Genomic DNA, 15,450 nt, shown 5'->3' with positions numbered 1-15,450 from the left:
AACGCCCGACAAAAGGGATTTCAATTGGCTGGTCTGGCTGCGCCTCTCGCGAGGATAGTGAAGGTATGCTCGTCATAAAAGATCCTGCGTCCCCTTATCTGGGCGGCCGCCGGGCAGTATTTCAAGCTTTGATTGCGGTTTTGCGACTGCGGCGCTTCAGCACGCCGCGCCGGCATGCCAAGTGATCAGCGCGCCGAAAGCGGCTTCTTCACCGCCTTGAGCAGCGCGCGCTGGATGACCTCGTTGCCGGCGACGAGCGAACCCGCCTCGAGCATATCCTGGCCGCCATCCATGTCGGAGACGAAGCCACCGGCCTCGCGGATCAGCAGCAGGCCGGCGGCAATGTCCCAGGCCGAAAGGCCGGTTTCCCAAAAGCCGTCCATGCGGCCGGCGGCGACATAAGCGAGATCGAGCGCGGCGGAACCCAGGCGGCGCACGCCCGAGACCTCGGCCATCACATTGCGCAACTCGACGAGGAAATTGCCGTGCTGGCCGCGGCCGAGATGCGGCACGCCGCAGCCGATGACGCAGTCGGTGAGCTTGCTGCGGCCGGCAACGCGCAGCCGGCGATCGTTCATGAAGGCGCCGCCGCCGCGCTCGGCGGTGTAGAGCTCATCCATTGCCGGATTGTAGATGACAGCGGCGACCAACTGGCCCTGTCGCTCCAGCGCGATCGAGATGGAAAAGATCGGAATGCCGTGCAGGAAATTGGTGGTGCCGTCGAGCGGGTCGACGATCCAACGGTGCTGGTCGTCGTCCCCTGCGATCATGCCGCGCTCTTCCATCAGGAAGGCATAGCCCGGCCGTGCCTTCGACAGTTCGGCAAACAGAATGTCCTCGGCCTTGCGGTCGGCTTGGCTGACATAGTCGCCCGGTCCCTTCATCGACACCTGCAGGTTCTGCACCTCGCCGAAGTCGCGCGACAGCGAGCGGCCGGCCTTCATGGCGGCCTGGACCATGACATTGAGAAGTGCGGAGCGTGCCATCGTATCTGTTCCTGCCTACGCGTCAGTCTGCGCGGCGCATGTAGGTGAGTTCGTTGGTGTCGACGACGATGCGTTCGCCGGCGCCGATGAATGGCGGCACCAGCACGCGGATGCCGTTTTCCAGCACCGCCGGCTTGTACGAGGACGCGGCCGTCTGGCCCTTCACCACCGGGTCGGCCTCGGTGATGGTCAGCGTCACCTGGTCGGGCAGCGAAATGCCGATCGGCCTGTCCTCATAGAGCTGGACCGTCACCATCATGCCGTCCTGCAGGAAGGCGGCGCGGTCGCCGACGAAATCCTTCGCCAGCTCGAGTTGCTCGTAGCTCTGCGTGTCCATGAACACCAGCGCGTCGTCCTGGGCGTAGAGGAAGGAAAAATCCTTCAGATCGAGCCGGATCTGCTCGACGGTCTCCGCCGAGCGGAAGCGCTCGTTGAGCTTGGTGCCGTTGATCAGGTTCTTCAGTTCGACCTGGTTGTACGCGCCGCCCTTGCCGGGCTTGACGGTGTTGGTCCTGACCGCCACCCAGAGGCCGCCATCGTGTTCGATGACATAGCCGGGACGGATTTCGTTGCCATTGATCTTGGCCATGATGAGATTGATCCGGGATGCTACCAACGGCTTGGCCGTTGGTATGGGGATGGTCGCTGGACAAGCGATTTCGGGCCCCCAAGACCACAAATCGGCAGGAGAGGCAAGGGATGCCAGATCGCCCGACAGCGGCTGGTAGCCTCAAACCTGGGCTGCAATGACTTTGCCGACGGCCTCGACGATGGCATCCGCAGCCTCAGTCAGCCGGTTGAGATGAGGCGAGCGAAGTGCGGCGACCTGTAAGGAAAGGTCGACATCTTCCGTGTTGACGAGCATGAGGCCGTCGGGAAGTCGGCGCCTTGCAAGACGCAACGGCATTAGCCCAAGGCCGTGCCCCCGACGGACCCATTCCATCTGCAAGGCCGGATCCTGTATCTCCGCCGCGATCTCGAAATGACGCCTTCCGCCGACCAGAACGGACGTGAGCTTCTGGCGCGCGTCGCAAGGTGCCGGACTAAGCACCCACGGCATGGGTGTCCGGCCACCGTCTTCCGGATCGGCGACGGTGGACGCAGCTATGACGCCAAGACGTTCAGTGCCAAGCGCTTCCGGACCTGGCTTGTCCGACGATCGCAGAACAATCGTCACATCGAGCTCGCCGCGTTCGAATTGATCGATCAGTTCGGCGCTCCAGCCGGTCTTGAGCCGTAGCGACACTTTCGGGAACGCCGCCGCGGCGTTGGCGATGGCCCCCGCTATGTCGCGGTCCGAGAGGCCATGGGCGAGACCCAGGCGGAACAGTCCTTCCGGCTCGGTCTTTCCGGCGAAGGATTTCAGCGCTTCTACGGAAGCGATGATATCGCGTCCGCGCGCCAGCACTTCCAGCCCCGTCGGCGTCAGTCGCGGCGGCTTTTGCCGGCGGTCGAGCAGCGTCGTGCCAAGCATGTCCTCCAGCCGCTGGATTTGCCGGGTCACAGCCGGCTGCGTCAGCGGCAGGCGCCGGGCGACCTTCTGGATCGAGCCCTCCTCGGCAAACAGGGCGAGCGTGCGCAATTCCTCAAGCATAGCTAGAACCATGTCTCGTAAGCATAATCATTCTGAACATTATGAATTTGAAATCCATCGCCTGGCAAGCAATTTTCCTTTCAAACGAAAGGACGACGACAATGAAGGCAATCGAACTGCAGAAGCCGGGCGGCATCGACAATCTCAAGATGGTCGAACGGCCAATGCCGGAGCCCGGCCGTCAGGAGATGATCGTCCGCGTCAAGGCGACGGCGCTCAACTACCGCGATGTCGAGATCGCGCGCGGCAGCTATCACACGACATTCCCCTTGCCGCTGGTGCCGCTTTCCGACGGCGTCGGCGAGGTCGTTGCGGTTGGCTCCGAGGTCAGCCGCTTCAAGGTCGGCGACCGGGTCTGCGGCACGTTCTGGCAGCGATGGGTCGGCGGCAGCTTCGCCATGGCCGAACCCTCATACCAGCGCGGTGGCCCCATCGACGGTTTGCTGAGCGAATTCGCCCGGCTGGACGAACAGGCGGCTGTCATCGCGCCGGCGCATCTCAGCGACGTAGAGGCGGCGACGTTACCCTGCGCCGCCGTCACCGCTTGGCATGCCTTGTTTACGGAAGGCAACCTCAAGCCGGGCGAGACCGTGCTCAGCCTCGGCACGGGCGGCGTATCGCTGTTTGCCATGCAGTTCGCGAAGGCGGCCGGCGCGCGGGTCGTCGTTACGTCGAGTAGCGATGAGAAACTTGTCCGGGCCAAAGAGCTCGGCGCGCATCACGGCATCAACTACCGCAACAATCCGGACTGGTCGTCGGCCGTGCTGGCGCTGACCGATGGCCGTGGCGCGGACCACATCATCGAAGTCGGTGGTCCCCAGAGTTTCGCGCATTCGCTCAAGGCGTCGGCGCGCGGCGCCCAGATCAACGTCATCGGTTATCTCGGCGGCAGCGAAGGGGTGATCAATCCGCTCGACATCTTCCGACGCCAGGTGAAAGCACGCGGCATACCGGTCGGCTCGCGCGAGTCCTTCGAAGCGATGAACCGGGCGCTCGCCGTCAATCGGCTGCGGCCGGTGATCGACCGGGTCTTCCCATGGGCAGAGGCAGCGCAGGCCTTTCGCCATCTCGAACACGGCTCTCCCTTCGGCAAGGTCGTGCTGGATCATACACAGTGACGTTGCGTGTCAGGGCAGGCGGTTGGCCTTCTGCAAGGCTTGCTTTGTCTGATCGTCGGTCAGCCCTTGCAGGAAATCGTCCATCTCCGGATCGATAAGGCCGGCGCGGCGGGCGACCACATACCAGGCCCCGGCCAGGATCAGGTCGGGGTCAGTTCCGATGCCGCCCATATAGAGCTTTGCCAACCGGTTCTGGGCAGCGACATTGCCGCCTTCAGCTGCCTGCTTCATCCAGTTGAAGCCGGATTTCAGGTCGCGAACACCGCCCCGGCCCTCGATCATCCAGGCGGCAAGATCGATCTGCGCGGTGTCGTAGTTCTGCCTGGCAGCCTGTGCTAGCAAGCTGCGGGCCTTTCCATCGTCGCGGGTTTTGCCGCCGACGCCATTGGCATAAACCTGCGCCATCGCATACTGGGCGTCGGCAAGCCCTGTCGCCGCGGCACGCTCATAATAGGGCACAGCCCGGGCGATGCCGGCATCGCCAGGATCCTGCTGCACGAGCATTTGCGCGAAGTTGAACTGCGCCAGCCGGTTGCCGGCCTCGGCGGCGGCCTGCATCAGCGCGTAGGCTCCCTTTTCGTCCTTCTTGACGTAGCGGCCGTCGAGCAGCATCAGCGCATACTGGAACTGCGATTCAGGAATCCCCTGCTCGGCGGCCTGCGCATACCATTTGGCGGCTTCCGCTGGGTTGAGCGGCACGCCCAACCCGCGCGATAGGATCTCGGCCACCAGCGTTTGCGCCGCCGGGTCGCCATTCTGAGCCCGCACCAACGCCAGATTGTAGGCCGTCTTGTAAAGGCCGCGCTGGAAAGCGCCATAGGCGGGGTCCGCCGGCTTGGCGCCGAAACGTTCGGGGTTGATGGCGTCGGCCGACGGCAGCGGCGCGGTTGTCGCGGGCTGCGGCAGCGGGGTGTCGATCGGCTTGTCGATATGGACGCCGGAATCCGTGGCACCGGCTTTTGGGGCACCCGCATCGGGGGCGACCGCATCCGGCACGCTGAGGGCGGGCGGGCTGGTGTCCGGCCTCGGCTGCGGCAGCGGAACGGTCTCCGCCGCGATCGCTGCCCCGCTCATCAAGGCTGCGACGAGAATCGCGAGAGGAAGTCCAGGTCGGCGCACGTCAGCCCTCGAAGCGCGGCGCGGTTTGGTCGAGCAGCGCATTGGCGGCAGCAATCGCCGCCTTCGGATCGGCGCCTTCGGCGAAGACAGCGCTTGAGACGGCCACGAACTCGGCGCCAGTGGCGGCCACCGCTTCTACCGAAGCGATGGCGGAACCGGCCATGACGACGCAAGGGATCTCGATCACGTCCGCCCACCATTGCCCAAGCGACAGGTTGCGCGGATGCGGTTCCGGCTTGTTGTCGTAGCCGAAGCGGCCGAAGAAGATGTAGTCGGGCCTGGTTTCGCCGAGTTCCAGCGCGTCGTCGCGCGTCTTGGCGCCACCGGCGCCGACCATCATCTTGCCCTGGAAGTGCTCGATGGTCTCGGCCAGCGCGTCCTTGGAAACCTCGACATGAATGCCGTCGGCCTGGACACGGCCGGCAATGCGGGTGTCGCCGGCAATGATGACGGCGATGCCGGCCGCTTGCGCCGCCGGTACGATCTGTTCCGCAAAGGCCTGGAAGGCAGCCTCGTCCATGCCGTTCTCAGGCAGGATCAGCGAAGCGATATCACCGCCGTCGAAGGCAGTCGCAATACGCTCGGCCGGAGCGTCCTTGGGTGCGATCAGCACGATGCGGCAGCGGTTGGGGGGTGTTGCGTCGTTCATGGCTTTCGATCCCGGGTTTCGCCTATGCCGGGCGAAGATGGTTGCATTGCGGCATAGAACAAAGCGCCCGCCTTGAACAGGCGGGCGGGGAACGATGCGCTGGCTTTGGTTTACGATCGCCGGCGAGCAGACGCTCTGCGGCTCATTTGACGGCTTGCGGGCTTTCGGCCGGCGATTTGGCCCTCCACAAAGTCCAGCCGAGATTCATGCCGGCGGCGGCGATCAGGATGGCGGCTGCGCCAACGAGCTGGGCCGGATGCAGCCGGTGGCCGAAGGCCATCACATCGACCAGGATCGCAACGACAGGATAGATGAAGGACAGCGACCCCTGCAGATGCGTCGGCAGTTTCTGGATGGCGGCGTACATCAATATGTACACCAGGCCGGTGTGAACGACGCCAAGCGTGGCCAGCATGGCCCAGCTCCAGGCATCGGCGGGCAAATGCGAGAGGTTGGCGAAGGGCGCCAGCATGACGACGCCGACGCAGACCTGGATCAGCGCGATCAGATGCGGCGGGGTGCCCTTGAGCTTCTTGGCGACGATTGCCGCGACAGCCCAGAAGAAGGCCGCTCCGAGCGCCATGACGATGCCGATGACATAATCTGTGCCGGTTATGCCGGAACCGACACCCGCATCGGGCCCTGTCTGCACGATCAGCAGCATGCCGGCGAAGGCGATGCCGAGCCAGGTCAGCTTGGCCACGGTCAGCCGCTCGCCGAAGAACAGCGCACCGAAGCCGACCAGCATGAAGGGCTGCGTGTTGTAGACCGCCGTGGCAATCGAGATCGAGGCGCGGGAGAAGGCGCTGAACAGCAACAGCCAGTTGATGACGATAGCCGCGCCGCCAAGAGCGGCGATGGCAACAATGCGCAGCGTCAGCCTGCCGCGCAGCAGCCCGAGTGCCGCGCAGGTGATCAGCAGCGCCACCGCTCCGAAAGCGCAGCGCCAGAACACCACGTCCATGACGGGCTGGCCCGACATGACGACAAACCAGCCGATCGTGCCGACGATTGTCATCGCCGCCGTCATCTCGATCGTGCCGCGTACCGTGTTGTCCATGACAATACCTCTATCTGTTGAGGCCATAATCTCATGCCGTCTTGAGGGTTTATATACCCTATGAAAGGTGATAGGGGGGCAGGACCTTATTTAATAAGGCGCGCGCTGCCCTTTTGCGAGGAGATGAAAATGCTGGACGAGTTGGACAGAAAGCTTCTCGACATCCTGATCCTGGATTCGCGGACTTCGTTGAAGGATCTGGCGCAGCAGGTCGGGCTGTCGTCGCCGAGCGTCTCGGAACGGCTGCGGCGGCTCGAGGAACGCGGCGTCATCCGCGCCTTCACCATCGAGATCGACCCGGAGGCGCTGGGGTTTCCGTTGCAGGCGATCGTGCGGGTGCGGCCACTGCCGGGCAAGCTGCATATTGTCCAGAAGCTGATCGAGGAGATCCCGGAATTCGGCGAATGCGACAAGGTCACCGGCGACGACTGTTTCGTGGCCCGGCTCTACGTACGCTCCATCGGCGAGCTCGACAAGCTTCTCGACCGCATCGCCGACAAGGCGGAGACCAGCACCGCCATCATCAAGGCGCAGCCGATCCGGCGCCGTCCGCCGCCACTGAATTAAGCTCCAGCTTGTAGCCGATGTGGCTGGCCTTGAAGCCGAGCCGGTCATAGAAGCGATGCGCGTCCTGGCGGCTCTTGTTGGTGGTCAGCTGGACAATCTTGCAGCCGCGTTCACGGCACTGTTCGACCGCCCATTCCAGCAGGCGCTGTCCCAGCCGTTCGCCGCGGCGGTTTGCGACGACGCGCACAGCCTCGATCTGGCCGCGCAAGGCGCCCTGCAGCGACAGCCCGGCGAGATAGCTGATCTGCAACGTGCCGATGACGCGGCCGCTATCCGTCATCACGGCAAGAAACTGGTTGGGGTCGGCGTCGATGGCGGCAAAGGCGTCGCGATAGGCCTTGGCGAGTGGTTCGGTCGCATCCTCGCGGCTGCGGCCAAGCGGATCGTCGGCGAGCATGACTACGATGGCAGACAGGTCGGCCGCTTCGGCGCGGCGGATGTGGGGTTCGCTCATTGTCAAAAACCTGGGGGTCAAAAACCTGGGGCCAAAACCTGATGCAGCGGGGACGGCGCCCTTATGCATCGGCGACGATCTTGCCGCAAATCCGGAACCGTCGCTTTACGCACAGTTGATCGACACGGCCGGCATTTTCCCGGTCGCGGCGCAAGGGTTTCTGGGCTATTGCAGGGCAACCGTCTTCCCTCCAGCTTTTCCAGTTCATGTCAGGTCTGCTCGCCGATCCGTGGTTTTATGCCGCCGCCATTCCGGCGGTGATACTTGTCGGGCTGTCGAAAGGCGGCTTCGGCGGCGCTGTCGGCTTCGTTGGCGTGCCTTTGATGGCGCTGGCCATGCCGCCGGTGCAGGCGGCGGCCATCCTGCTGCCGATCCTGTGCCTGATGGACATCGTTTCGGTGTGGACGTGGTGGGGCGTCTACGACAGAAAGATGCTGGTCGACATGATGCCGGGCGCGGTGATCGGCATTGGGCTCGGCTGGCTGACGGCAGCGCTCGTAACCGAAGAGATGGTGCGGCTGATCGTCGGCGCTGTCGCGCTGATCTTCGTGCTGCGCTGGCTCTATCTCCAGTTCCGCCACGGTTCCGACCATGCGGCGGCGGCCAACCGCATCGCCGCCGCCTTCTGGGGCACCGTCGCCGGCTTCACCAGCTTCGTCGCCCATGTCGGCGGGCCCCCCTTCCAGGTCTATGCGCTGCCGATCCGGCTCGATCCGAAGGTGCTGTCGGGGACATCGGCGATCTTCTTTGCCGCCACCAACGCGCTGAAGCTGATCCCCTACTTCGCGCTTGGCCAGTTCGACACCGCCAACCTGACGGCGTCGGCCGTGCTGATGCCGCTGGCGCCGCTGGCCACCATCGCCGGCGCCTCGCTGGTGCGGCGCATGCGGCCGGAGATTTTTTATCCCTTCACCTACGCGACCGTGGCCGTGGTCGCGGTCAAGCTGCTTTGGGACGGGATCGCCGGCCTGCTCTAAATCCCGCTCAGGCGGCTGCCGGTTTGGTTCGCGGGGCGCTCGCAAAGGTCAGCGATGCACCACCCATGACCACGACCGCCATTGCGCCGAGAGTGGCGATGTCGTGCGCGGTCGGCTTCAGCACCATGTCGGCGACGACGACGATCATGATGACGAAATCGAACTTGACGATCCGTATCATGCGGCGCCCAAACGCTATGGCAGCCGGGGTCATGCCGTCTGCGGCAAGCATTGTGGCAAGCTTTTCGAACGAAGGCTTCAGCACGAGGATACCGGTCAGAAACGCGGCGGCGTAGCCGCAAAGGCCGATGACGACCCAAAGGTCGGAGAAGCCGGTCCATAGCGAAGTCAGCACCAGGCCAGAAGCCAGGGTCGCGACGGACGCCGGCACGAACAGACGCAAGCCGAGTTTGTCCGTCGTTCTCAGCATGACCATCAGCGTCTCGTCGTCGCCGGCGCGATCGGCGAGTATCGAAACCAGCAGCATGGCGAAACCGCCGCCGAGCCAGAGGATCGCTGCCATGACATGCAGGAATTTGAAGAGAGAATACCAGTCCATTGCCGCTCCTTGTGCATCGTTCCGGGGGTAAACGCTGCTTTCGCGCGTCTGCTTCCGAAGGAGGGCGGATTATCTCCGTACATGTATCCAGAAGATGCCGCGTGGGTGCCGGCTTGTTGCGGTGGCGCCGTCGCCGGATTTTACCGCAGCCCGCACAATACCCGGCATTTGCCGGATGGACGCCGTGTCGGCATTGGCTGGTTTCGCGGCATGATCCTGAAACCTGCGGGGACTAAGCCGCTCGCGACGACGCTCCATTTTGGCCGCGCGCGGTCGGACCAAGTCTGCAACAACCATCGAGGGTATCCCATGCAAGGCGTAGCACGAAATTTCTTCACCCTGGCCGTCATCTATTCCCTGTGCGGCATGGCGCTCGGCCTGCATATGGCGATCTCCAATGACCATGGGCAGATGCCGACCCACGCGCACACCATGGTGGCGGGCTGGCTGATGTCGGCGGTGTTTGCCTTCTTCTACCACCTGTTTCCAGCGGTCGGGCAAAAGACGATTGCCGTCGTGCATTTCTGGCTGACGGCAATCTGCGGCATCGCACTGATGATCGGGCTTTACTTTGAACTTGCCGGCCATCCGGAGATCGAGCCGGTGCTGGCTTCCTCCTCGATGGGGTTTTATGCGGCAATGCTGCTGTTCGCCTTCATTTCCTTGCCGGCTGTGTGGAAGAAGGCATGAACAAGCTGACGATCAGGCTTCGGGGGCCGTTGTGCTGATACGGCACAGAAGGGCAGCGGTCGATCAAGAAATATCCGCGCCGTTAAGGGTTCATTAAGCTTTACAGGTGTTTACTATGTCCATCCAGTGATCTGGATTCTTACCGAGTGGTTGGAGCCACTTCGTTTGACGCCTCCCTGTTAAACTCCTGAGAGCCGCCTTATCCGCGGCTCTTTTTTTGTCTGCTTTTGGTCCGCTTGGCGCCCCTGCGCAGGCGTTAACCGTTTGTTAAACATGTGCTTGCCTTCGCCGGCGGCGAAGCGCATTTTCAGTCATCTAGGGTGCCGGCGTGACGGCGATGAAGCCGAATCAGCCGACGGGGCAGTGCAGGGGCGTATCGATGAACGAGCCTTCGAAGGGCAGCGCGAAAACCATCAAGCTGGCGGAACGCCGGGTTTTCTCCCAATCCTTCAAACCGCTCTACCAGGAAGGCATGGGCCTGGTTGAGCAAGCAGCGGAATATCTCGACGGCAAGGGCCGGGCCGAGGCCAAGAAGCTGTCCAGACTGGCGGCGACGCTCTATGCGGCCGAATCGATGCGGCTGACCACAAGGCTGATGCAGGTCGCCTCCTGGCTGCTTTTGCAGCGGGCGGCAAATTCCGGCGAGATGACCCGCGACCAGGTCGCCTCGGAAAAATCCAAGGTGCGTCTCGACACCGCCTCGGCGCATGACGAAGCGGTCGGCTGGGGCGAACTGCCGAAGGATTTCCTCGACCTCGTCACCCGCTCGCTGCGCCTGCAGGCGCTGGTGCGCCGCATGGACGAAGAGATCTATGGCGGCGCGTTTGCCGAGACGCCGGTAACAGGCCGCCGCGCCAATCCGGTTTCCGACCAGATCACGCTGCTGAATACGGCTTTCGCTCGAGGTTAAACGCTTCCCGTTTCCGGTTTGTTCACATTTCCCTGACATCGCTGTGCGCCGGAGGTAGACTTCGCGCATGAGGGAAGCGATTCGCATTATCGGTATCGATCCGGGGCTGAGGCGCACCGGATGGGGCATCGTCGAGAGCCTCGGCAACTCGCTGCGCTTTATCAGTTCCGGCACTGTACGCTCCGACGACAAGGCGGCGCTGGCGACACGGCTCTGCCAATTGCATGACGGGCTGGCCGAGATCCTGCATGCGGCCATGCCGCAGGAAGCGGCCGTCGAGCAAACCTTCGTCAACAAGGATGCGGTGGCGACACTGAAGCTCGGCCAGGCGCGCGGCATAGCCATGCTGGTGCCGGCGCTCGCCGGCCTTGTCGTCGCCGAATATGCCCCCAATGCCGTCAAAAAGGCGGTGATCGGCGTTGGCCATGGCGACAAGAAGCAAATCCACATGATGGTCAAGGTGCTGTTGCCGAAAGCCGTTTTCGACACCGAACATGCCGCCGACGCGCTAGCTATCGCCATCTGCCACGCGCATCACCGGCAAAGCGTCGCCTACAGGATGGCGCTGGCATGAGGGATCACGCATGATCGGCAAATTGAAAGGCACGCTGGACGAGATCGACGAGGATTTCTGCCTCGTCGATGTGCACGGCGTAGGCTATGTCGCCTATTGCTCGGCGCGCACGCTGGCCGCGCTGCCTTCGCCCGGCGAGGCGGTGGTGCTGTTCATCGAGACCTATGTGCGCGAGGACATGATCCGGCTCTACGGTTTCCAATCGGTGCTTGAGCGCGAATGGTTCCGGCTGTTGATGAGCAATGTGCAAGGCGTCGGCGCCAAGGTGGCGCTGGCCATCCTGTCGACGCTGGCGCCGGCCGACCTCGCCAATGCGATCGCGCTGCGCGACATCGCCATGGTCAGCCGCGCGCCCGGCGTCGGCAAGAAGGTGGCCGAGCGCATCGTCACCGAATTGAAGAACAAGGCGCCGGCCTATGCCGGAACCGCCTCCGGCGCCATCGGCCTGAAGCAGGAACTCGGGGAAGGCGTGGCGCCGGCGCCCATCACCGACGCCGTCTCGGCGCTGGTCAATCTCGGCTATTCGCGCGACACCGCAGCCAATGCTGTCGCGGCGGCGCTGAAGACGGCCGGCGAGGACGCCGATGCCTCGAAGCTCATTCGTTTCGGGCTGAAGGAACTGGCGCGGTGAGTGATTGCTTGTCCGGTCCTTTGCCCTGTGCGAGGAAGGCCGCATGAGCCTTTCACCCCGCCTCATTGCCCCGGAAAAGCGCGGCGAGGATGCTGAGCAGACCTTGCGGCCGCAGACGCTCGCCGATTTCGTCGGCCAGGCCGCGGTGCGGGCCAACCTCAAAGTCTTCATCGAGGCCGCCAAGGGCCGCAGCGAGGCGCTTGACCATGTGCTGTTCGTCGGGCCGCCGGGGCTTGGCAAGACAACGCTGGCGCAGATCATGGCGCGCGAGCTCGGCGTCAATTTCCGCTCGACCTCCGGTCCGGTGATCGCCAAGGCCGGCGATCTCGCCGCACTTCTCACCAATCTGGAAGACCGCGATGTACTGTTCATCGACGAGATCCACCGGCTCAATCCGGCAGTCGAGGAAATCCTCTATCCGGCGATGGAGGATTTCCAGCTCGACCTGATCATCGGCGAAGGTCCGGCGGCACGCTCGGTCAAGATCGATCTTGCCCGCTTCACGCTCGTCGCCGCCACCACCAGGCTCGGCCTTTTGACCAACCCGCTGCGCGACCGTTTCGGCATTCCGGTGCGGCTCAATTTCTATTCTGTCGAGGAACTGGAGCAGATCGTGCGGCGCGGCGCCCGCATCCTGCAAATGCCGCTTGGCGACGATGGCGCGCTGGAGATCGCACGTCGCGCCCGCGGCACGCCGCGCATCGCCGGCCGGCTGCTGCGCCGGGTGCGCGACTTCGCCTCCGTTGCCGGCGACGGTCACGTCGACAAGCAGGTTGCCGACGAAGCCCTGACGCGGCTGGAGGTCGACGCGCTCGGCCTCGACGCGCTCGACCGCCGCTATCTCTCGATGATCGCGCGCAATTTCGGTGGTGGGCCGGTCGGCATCGAAACCATCGCCGCCGGCCTGTCCGAGCCGCGCGACGCCATCGAGGACATTATCGAGCCCTATCTGATCCAGCAGGGTTTCATCCAACGCACGCCACGCGGCCGCGTGCTGACCGCCAATGCCTGGCGCCATCTCGGCCTCGACGCACCGAAGGATCTGGCGCAGCAGCAGATCAACCTGTTCCAGGAAGAGTAACGGAGATTTGTCCTCCGGAACGGGCTGTCTGCGCAGAATTTCCTCAAGCCTGCCAGCGTGAAGGCGCATTCCTGGATGCTATCGGGCGTCGTAGTGTCGGCGCGAACTGCTCCGATCAAGCGTCGGAGCCAGAAAAGTGATCACCAGACGCGGGTTCCTGAAATTCGTCGGGGGTTCGTTCCTCTCGCTGGCGTCGCTCAGTGCCTATGCGGTCGGCATCGAGCCGATGCTGTTGACCCATGTGAAGCGCTACCGGCTGACGCCGCCGCATTGGCCGGCGGGCTTGAAGCTGCGCGTTGTAGCACTTGCCGATATTCACGCCTGCCGCCCCTGGATGACGCCTGAGCGGATCGCTTCGCTCGTCGAGGTGCGAACGTGCTGCAGCCCGATCTGATCGTACTGCTCGGCGACTATATCTCAGGCATGTCCCTGGTGACGAACCGGGTGGAGGCCCATGAATGGGCGCCGGCCTTGTCAGGACTGAAGGCGCCGCTTGGTGTCCTGTCGATCCTCGGCAATCACGACTGGTGGCACGATCCTTTCGCGCAGCAGGCCGGAGCGGGGCCGACTGTGGCGCGCAAGGCATTGGAGGAAGCCGGCATCTCGGTTCTGGAGAACGACGCTGTGCGTCTGGAAAAGAATGGATACGGCTTCTGGATCGCCGGACTCGCCGACCAGCTGGCCCTGTTACCGAACAAGGCCGCCGGCCGCGACAAATTTGAAGGCCTCGACGATCTCGACGGCACGCTGGCCAAGATCACCGACCAGGCACCGATCATCCTGCTTGCGCATGAGCCTGACATTTTCCCGAAAGTGCCGTGGCGGGTTTCGCTGACGCTGTCGGGCCACACACATGGCGGGCAGGTCAGGCTGTTCGGCTATTCACCGGTGGTGCCGTCCCGCTTCGGCAACCGCTTTGCCTATGGCCATGTCGTCGAGAATGACCGCAATTTGATCGTGTCAGGCGGGCTCGGCTTCAGCATCGCGCCGGTGCGCTTTGGCATGCGGCCGGAAATCCTGCAGATCGACCTCGGTTAGGGCATGCCGGTATTCAGGTGATGCCGGCCTGCAAATGAGGTGTTCCTGCGCTTCCGGTAGTCACGGACCAAAGTCCGCTCCCTTCCGGTTCTCGGAACCCCTCATTTCCGACTCGGCCTGACCTGAAATCTCGACATGCCCTAGGACTAATGGAGCGAGCGGATTGCATCCATCACGGCGGGTTCGGCCTTTTCGCCGTTGAAGGCATCGACGATGCCGAAGGCGCCGCCAAAACTCCACACCGACCATGAGAAGCCATGCGCCTCGGCGCGCGCGATCATGTCCTTGACATAGGCCGCGCGGTATTTGGGCGGCATCACATAGGGGTTGCCATACTCCTGGCGGATCATGCCGAACTCGCCCAGCGTGATGTTTTCCGGCTTGATGGCGTTGGCCTTCGCCCAGGCCTCGACCTTTTCGAACGGCGCATCCATGACGCCGAGCAGCTTTTCGTCCGTGTCCATGCTGGCGACTTGTTCATCGAGATAGGCGAGCAGGCCGTTCCGTCTGGTCCATGGCGCCTCGGCTTTTATCTTGGCGCGGATTGCATCCAGCGTCGCATCGAGCTCGGCGCGCGGCACCGCGGTCAGCGGATAGGGCAGGCCGGTGACATAAGGGATGAAATCGCCGGCCCAGGTCGCGCCCTGATGGGTCAGCAGGAACGGGTCGTAGGAGTGGAAGGTCCAGATGATGTTGTCGTCGGGGATCGACTTTGGGTCGATCCTGACCAGCGAAGCCGCATTGGAATAACAGGCGCCGGTCAGGATCAGCGTCAGCCTGGTGGCCGAGGCGCGCGCGGCCGCGAACAGCTTTTGCTGACGCTCCGGCCACAGGTTGGTGCCATCGCTGTCGCAGTCGACGATAGGCTCGTTCATCGGCTCGAAAGCGACCTGCGCCGGGTCCTCGGTGGCCAGCGCGCGCGCCATTTTGCGGATCACCTCGACATAGGCGTCGAAGGTTGCGGGATCGCCCATCACCTGGCCCATGCCGATCTCGCGGCCGCCGCCGGCGGGGATCAGGTGCATGTCGACGATCACTTTCAGACCGGCCCGGTTGATCATGCGCGCCGAGTCCCGCACGCTGGCATAAAGGTCGTCGCGCAGCGCCAGTGTCTGATCAGACATAAACGGCGAGGGATCGACCGGCATTCGCAGAAAGTCGAGACCGGCGGCCTTCAGCGCCTTGAGGTCATCCTCGTTGAGTAACTTGCGCCATTCCGGATAGGGCAGGATGGCTTGTCGGTCGTTCCATTTGTCTTCTCCGACCCAGGTCGTCCACTGGTCGAGGTTGAGGCCGCGCTTTATCGAAAAGCTAGCGGCCTGACCGGGAAGCGCAGACGCCGCCAGCACCAGCAGCGCTGCCATCACGGTCTTGATCATCGCCGTCAACAGTGCCATCCGGTTTGCTGCGCTGGTGATTTTGGCAAGACAGGTGCCCCGCCGG

General features: G+C 63.5%; 17 protein-coding genes and 1 pseudogene. 9 read left to right on the top strand and 9 right to left on the bottom strand.

Annotated elements, in window-relative coordinates; genetic code table 11:
• Nucleotides 1-185 precede the first annotated feature (185 nt).
• The 3 genes from X728_RS142645 to X728_RS142655 form a co-directional block, all read right to left on the bottom strand.
• The gene (locus X728_RS142645; RefSeq protein ID WP_023684166.1) at nt 186-986 is read right to left on the bottom strand and encodes an inositol monophosphatase family protein; all 801 of its coding nucleotides are present in this window, start codon (nt 984-986) and stop codon (nt 186-188) included.
• 22 nt (nt 987-1,008) lie between these two features.
• The gene (efp, locus tag X728_RS142650) at nt 1,009-1,575 is read right to left on the bottom strand and encodes an elongation factor P (protein ID WP_023668757.1); all 567 of its coding nucleotides are present in this window, start codon (nt 1,573-1,575) and stop codon (nt 1,009-1,011) included.
• Nucleotides 1,576-1,716: 141 nt separating this feature from the next.
• Nucleotides 1,717-2,580, bottom strand: a complete 864-nt coding sequence (locus X728_RS142655) for a LysR family transcriptional regulator (RefSeq protein ID WP_023716067.1) — start codon at nt 2,578-2,580, stop codon at nt 1,717-1,719.
• Between the two features lie 101 nt (nt 2,581-2,681).
• On the opposite strand from X728_RS142655, the gene X728_RS142660 reads away from it, so the two are divergent.
• Nucleotides 2,682-3,698 (top strand): NAD(P)-dependent alcohol dehydrogenase, encoded by a 1,017-nt coding sequence (locus X728_RS142660; RefSeq protein ID WP_023832599.1) that lies wholly within the window; start codon nt 2,682-2,684, stop codon nt 3,696-3,698.
• Between the two features lie 9 nt (nt 3,699-3,707).
• Here X728_RS142660 and X728_RS142665 read toward each other — a convergent pair whose 3' ends face one another.
• From X728_RS142665 to X728_RS142675, 3 genes are all read right to left on the bottom strand, one after another.
• Nucleotides 3,708-4,772 carry a tetratricopeptide repeat protein gene (locus tag X728_RS142665; protein ID WP_196815102.1) on the bottom strand — a complete coding sequence of 355 codons (1,065 nt, stop codon included), beginning with the start codon at nt 4,770-4,772 and terminating at the stop codon, nt 3,708-3,710.
• A 46-nt stretch (nt 4,773-4,818) separates the two neighbouring features.
• The gene (locus X728_RS142670; protein WP_023832597.1) at nt 4,819-5,466 is read right to left on the bottom strand and encodes a thiamine phosphate synthase; all 648 of its coding nucleotides are present in this window, start codon (nt 5,464-5,466) and stop codon (nt 4,819-4,821) included.
• A 142-nt stretch (nt 5,467-5,608) separates the two neighbouring features.
• Nucleotides 5,609-6,526 carry a DMT family transporter gene (locus X728_RS142675; protein ID WP_023832596.1) on the bottom strand — a complete coding sequence of 306 codons (918 nt, stop codon included), beginning with the start codon at nt 6,524-6,526 and terminating at the stop codon, nt 5,609-5,611.
• A gap of 129 nt (nt 6,527-6,655) precedes the next feature.
• On the opposite strand from X728_RS142675, the gene X728_RS0135975 reads away from it, so the two are divergent.
• Nucleotides 6,656-7,093 carry an Lrp/AsnC family transcriptional regulator gene (locus X728_RS0135975; protein WP_023704892.1) on the top strand — a complete coding sequence of 146 codons (438 nt, stop codon included), beginning with the start codon at nt 6,656-6,658 and terminating at the stop codon, nt 7,091-7,093.
• On the opposite strand, the gene X728_RS142680 is transcribed toward X728_RS0135975, so the two are convergent.
• Nucleotides 7,050-7,547, bottom strand: coding sequence for a GNAT family N-acetyltransferase (locus X728_RS142680; protein WP_023832595.1), 498 nt, complete (start codon nt 7,545-7,547; stop codon nt 7,050-7,052). The two genes, X728_RS0135975 and X728_RS142680, sit on opposite strands and share 44 nt — an antisense overlap.
• Before the next feature lie 206 nt (nt 7,548-7,753).
• Between X728_RS142680 and X728_RS142685 the strand changes: the two genes are divergently transcribed.
• Entirely contained in the window at nt 7,754-8,524 is a 771-nt protein-coding gene (locus tag X728_RS142685; protein ID WP_023832594.1) for a sulfite exporter TauE/SafE family protein, read from the top strand.
• Nucleotides 8,525-8,531: 7 nt separating this feature from the next.
• Here X728_RS142685 and X728_RS142690 read toward each other — a convergent pair whose 3' ends face one another.
• Nucleotides 8,532-9,083 carry a DUF2269 family protein gene (locus X728_RS142690; protein ID WP_023832593.1) on the bottom strand — a complete coding sequence of 184 codons (552 nt, stop codon included), beginning with the start codon at nt 9,081-9,083 and terminating at the stop codon, nt 8,532-8,534.
• 309 nt (nt 9,084-9,392) lie between these two features.
• On the opposite strand from X728_RS142690, the gene X728_RS142695 reads away from it, so the two are divergent.
• The 6 genes and pseudogenes from X728_RS142695 (at nt 9,393) to X728_RS01000000167135 (ending at nt 14,007) form a co-directional block, all read left to right on the top strand.
• On the top strand, nt 9,393-9,773 hold the full coding sequence (locus X728_RS142695; RefSeq protein ID WP_023668767.1) for a hypothetical protein: 381 nt from the start codon (nt 9,393-9,395) through the stop codon (nt 9,771-9,773).
• Nucleotides 9,774-10,152: 379 nt separating this feature from the next.
• Complete coding sequence (locus X728_RS142700; RefSeq protein ID WP_023688956.1) at nt 10,153-10,683, top strand: DUF1465 family protein; 531 nt, start codon at nt 10,153-10,155, stop codon at nt 10,681-10,683.
• 67 nt (nt 10,684-10,750) lie between these two features.
• Entirely contained in the window at nt 10,751-11,257 is a 507-nt protein-coding gene (gene ruvC, locus X728_RS142705) for a crossover junction endodeoxyribonuclease RuvC (protein ID WP_023688957.1), read from the top strand.
• A gap of 10 nt (nt 11,258-11,267) precedes the next feature.
• Complete coding sequence (gene ruvA / locus X728_RS142710; protein ID WP_023684176.1) at nt 11,268-11,888, top strand: Holliday junction branch migration protein RuvA; 621 nt, start codon at nt 11,268-11,270, stop codon at nt 11,886-11,888.
• A gap of 43 nt (nt 11,889-11,931) precedes the next feature.
• Entirely contained in the window at nt 11,932-12,969 is a 1,038-nt protein-coding gene (ruvB, locus tag X728_RS142715) for a Holliday junction branch migration DNA helicase RuvB (RefSeq protein ID WP_023688958.1), read from the top strand.
• Nucleotides 12,970-13,105: 136 nt separating this feature from the next.
• Nucleotides 13,106-14,007, top strand: a pseudogene (locus X728_RS01000000167135) (metallophosphoesterase).
• A gap of 146 nt (nt 14,008-14,153) precedes the next feature.
• Here X728_RS01000000167135 and X728_RS142720 read toward each other — a convergent pair.
• Entirely contained in the window at nt 14,154-15,404 is a 1,251-nt protein-coding gene (locus X728_RS142720; protein ID WP_023832592.1) for a cellulase family glycosylhydrolase, read from the bottom strand.
• Nucleotides 15,405-15,450: the final 46 nt, after the last annotated feature.

It is taken from the genome of Mesorhizobium sp. L103C119B0, from assembly GCF_000502235.1.
Taxonomy (GTDB): Bacteria; Pseudomonadota; Alphaproteobacteria; order Rhizobiales; family Rhizobiaceae; genus Mesorhizobium.
Note: the sequence above shows the minus strand (reverse complement) of the source record. Positions and strands in the feature narration are given on the sequence as shown.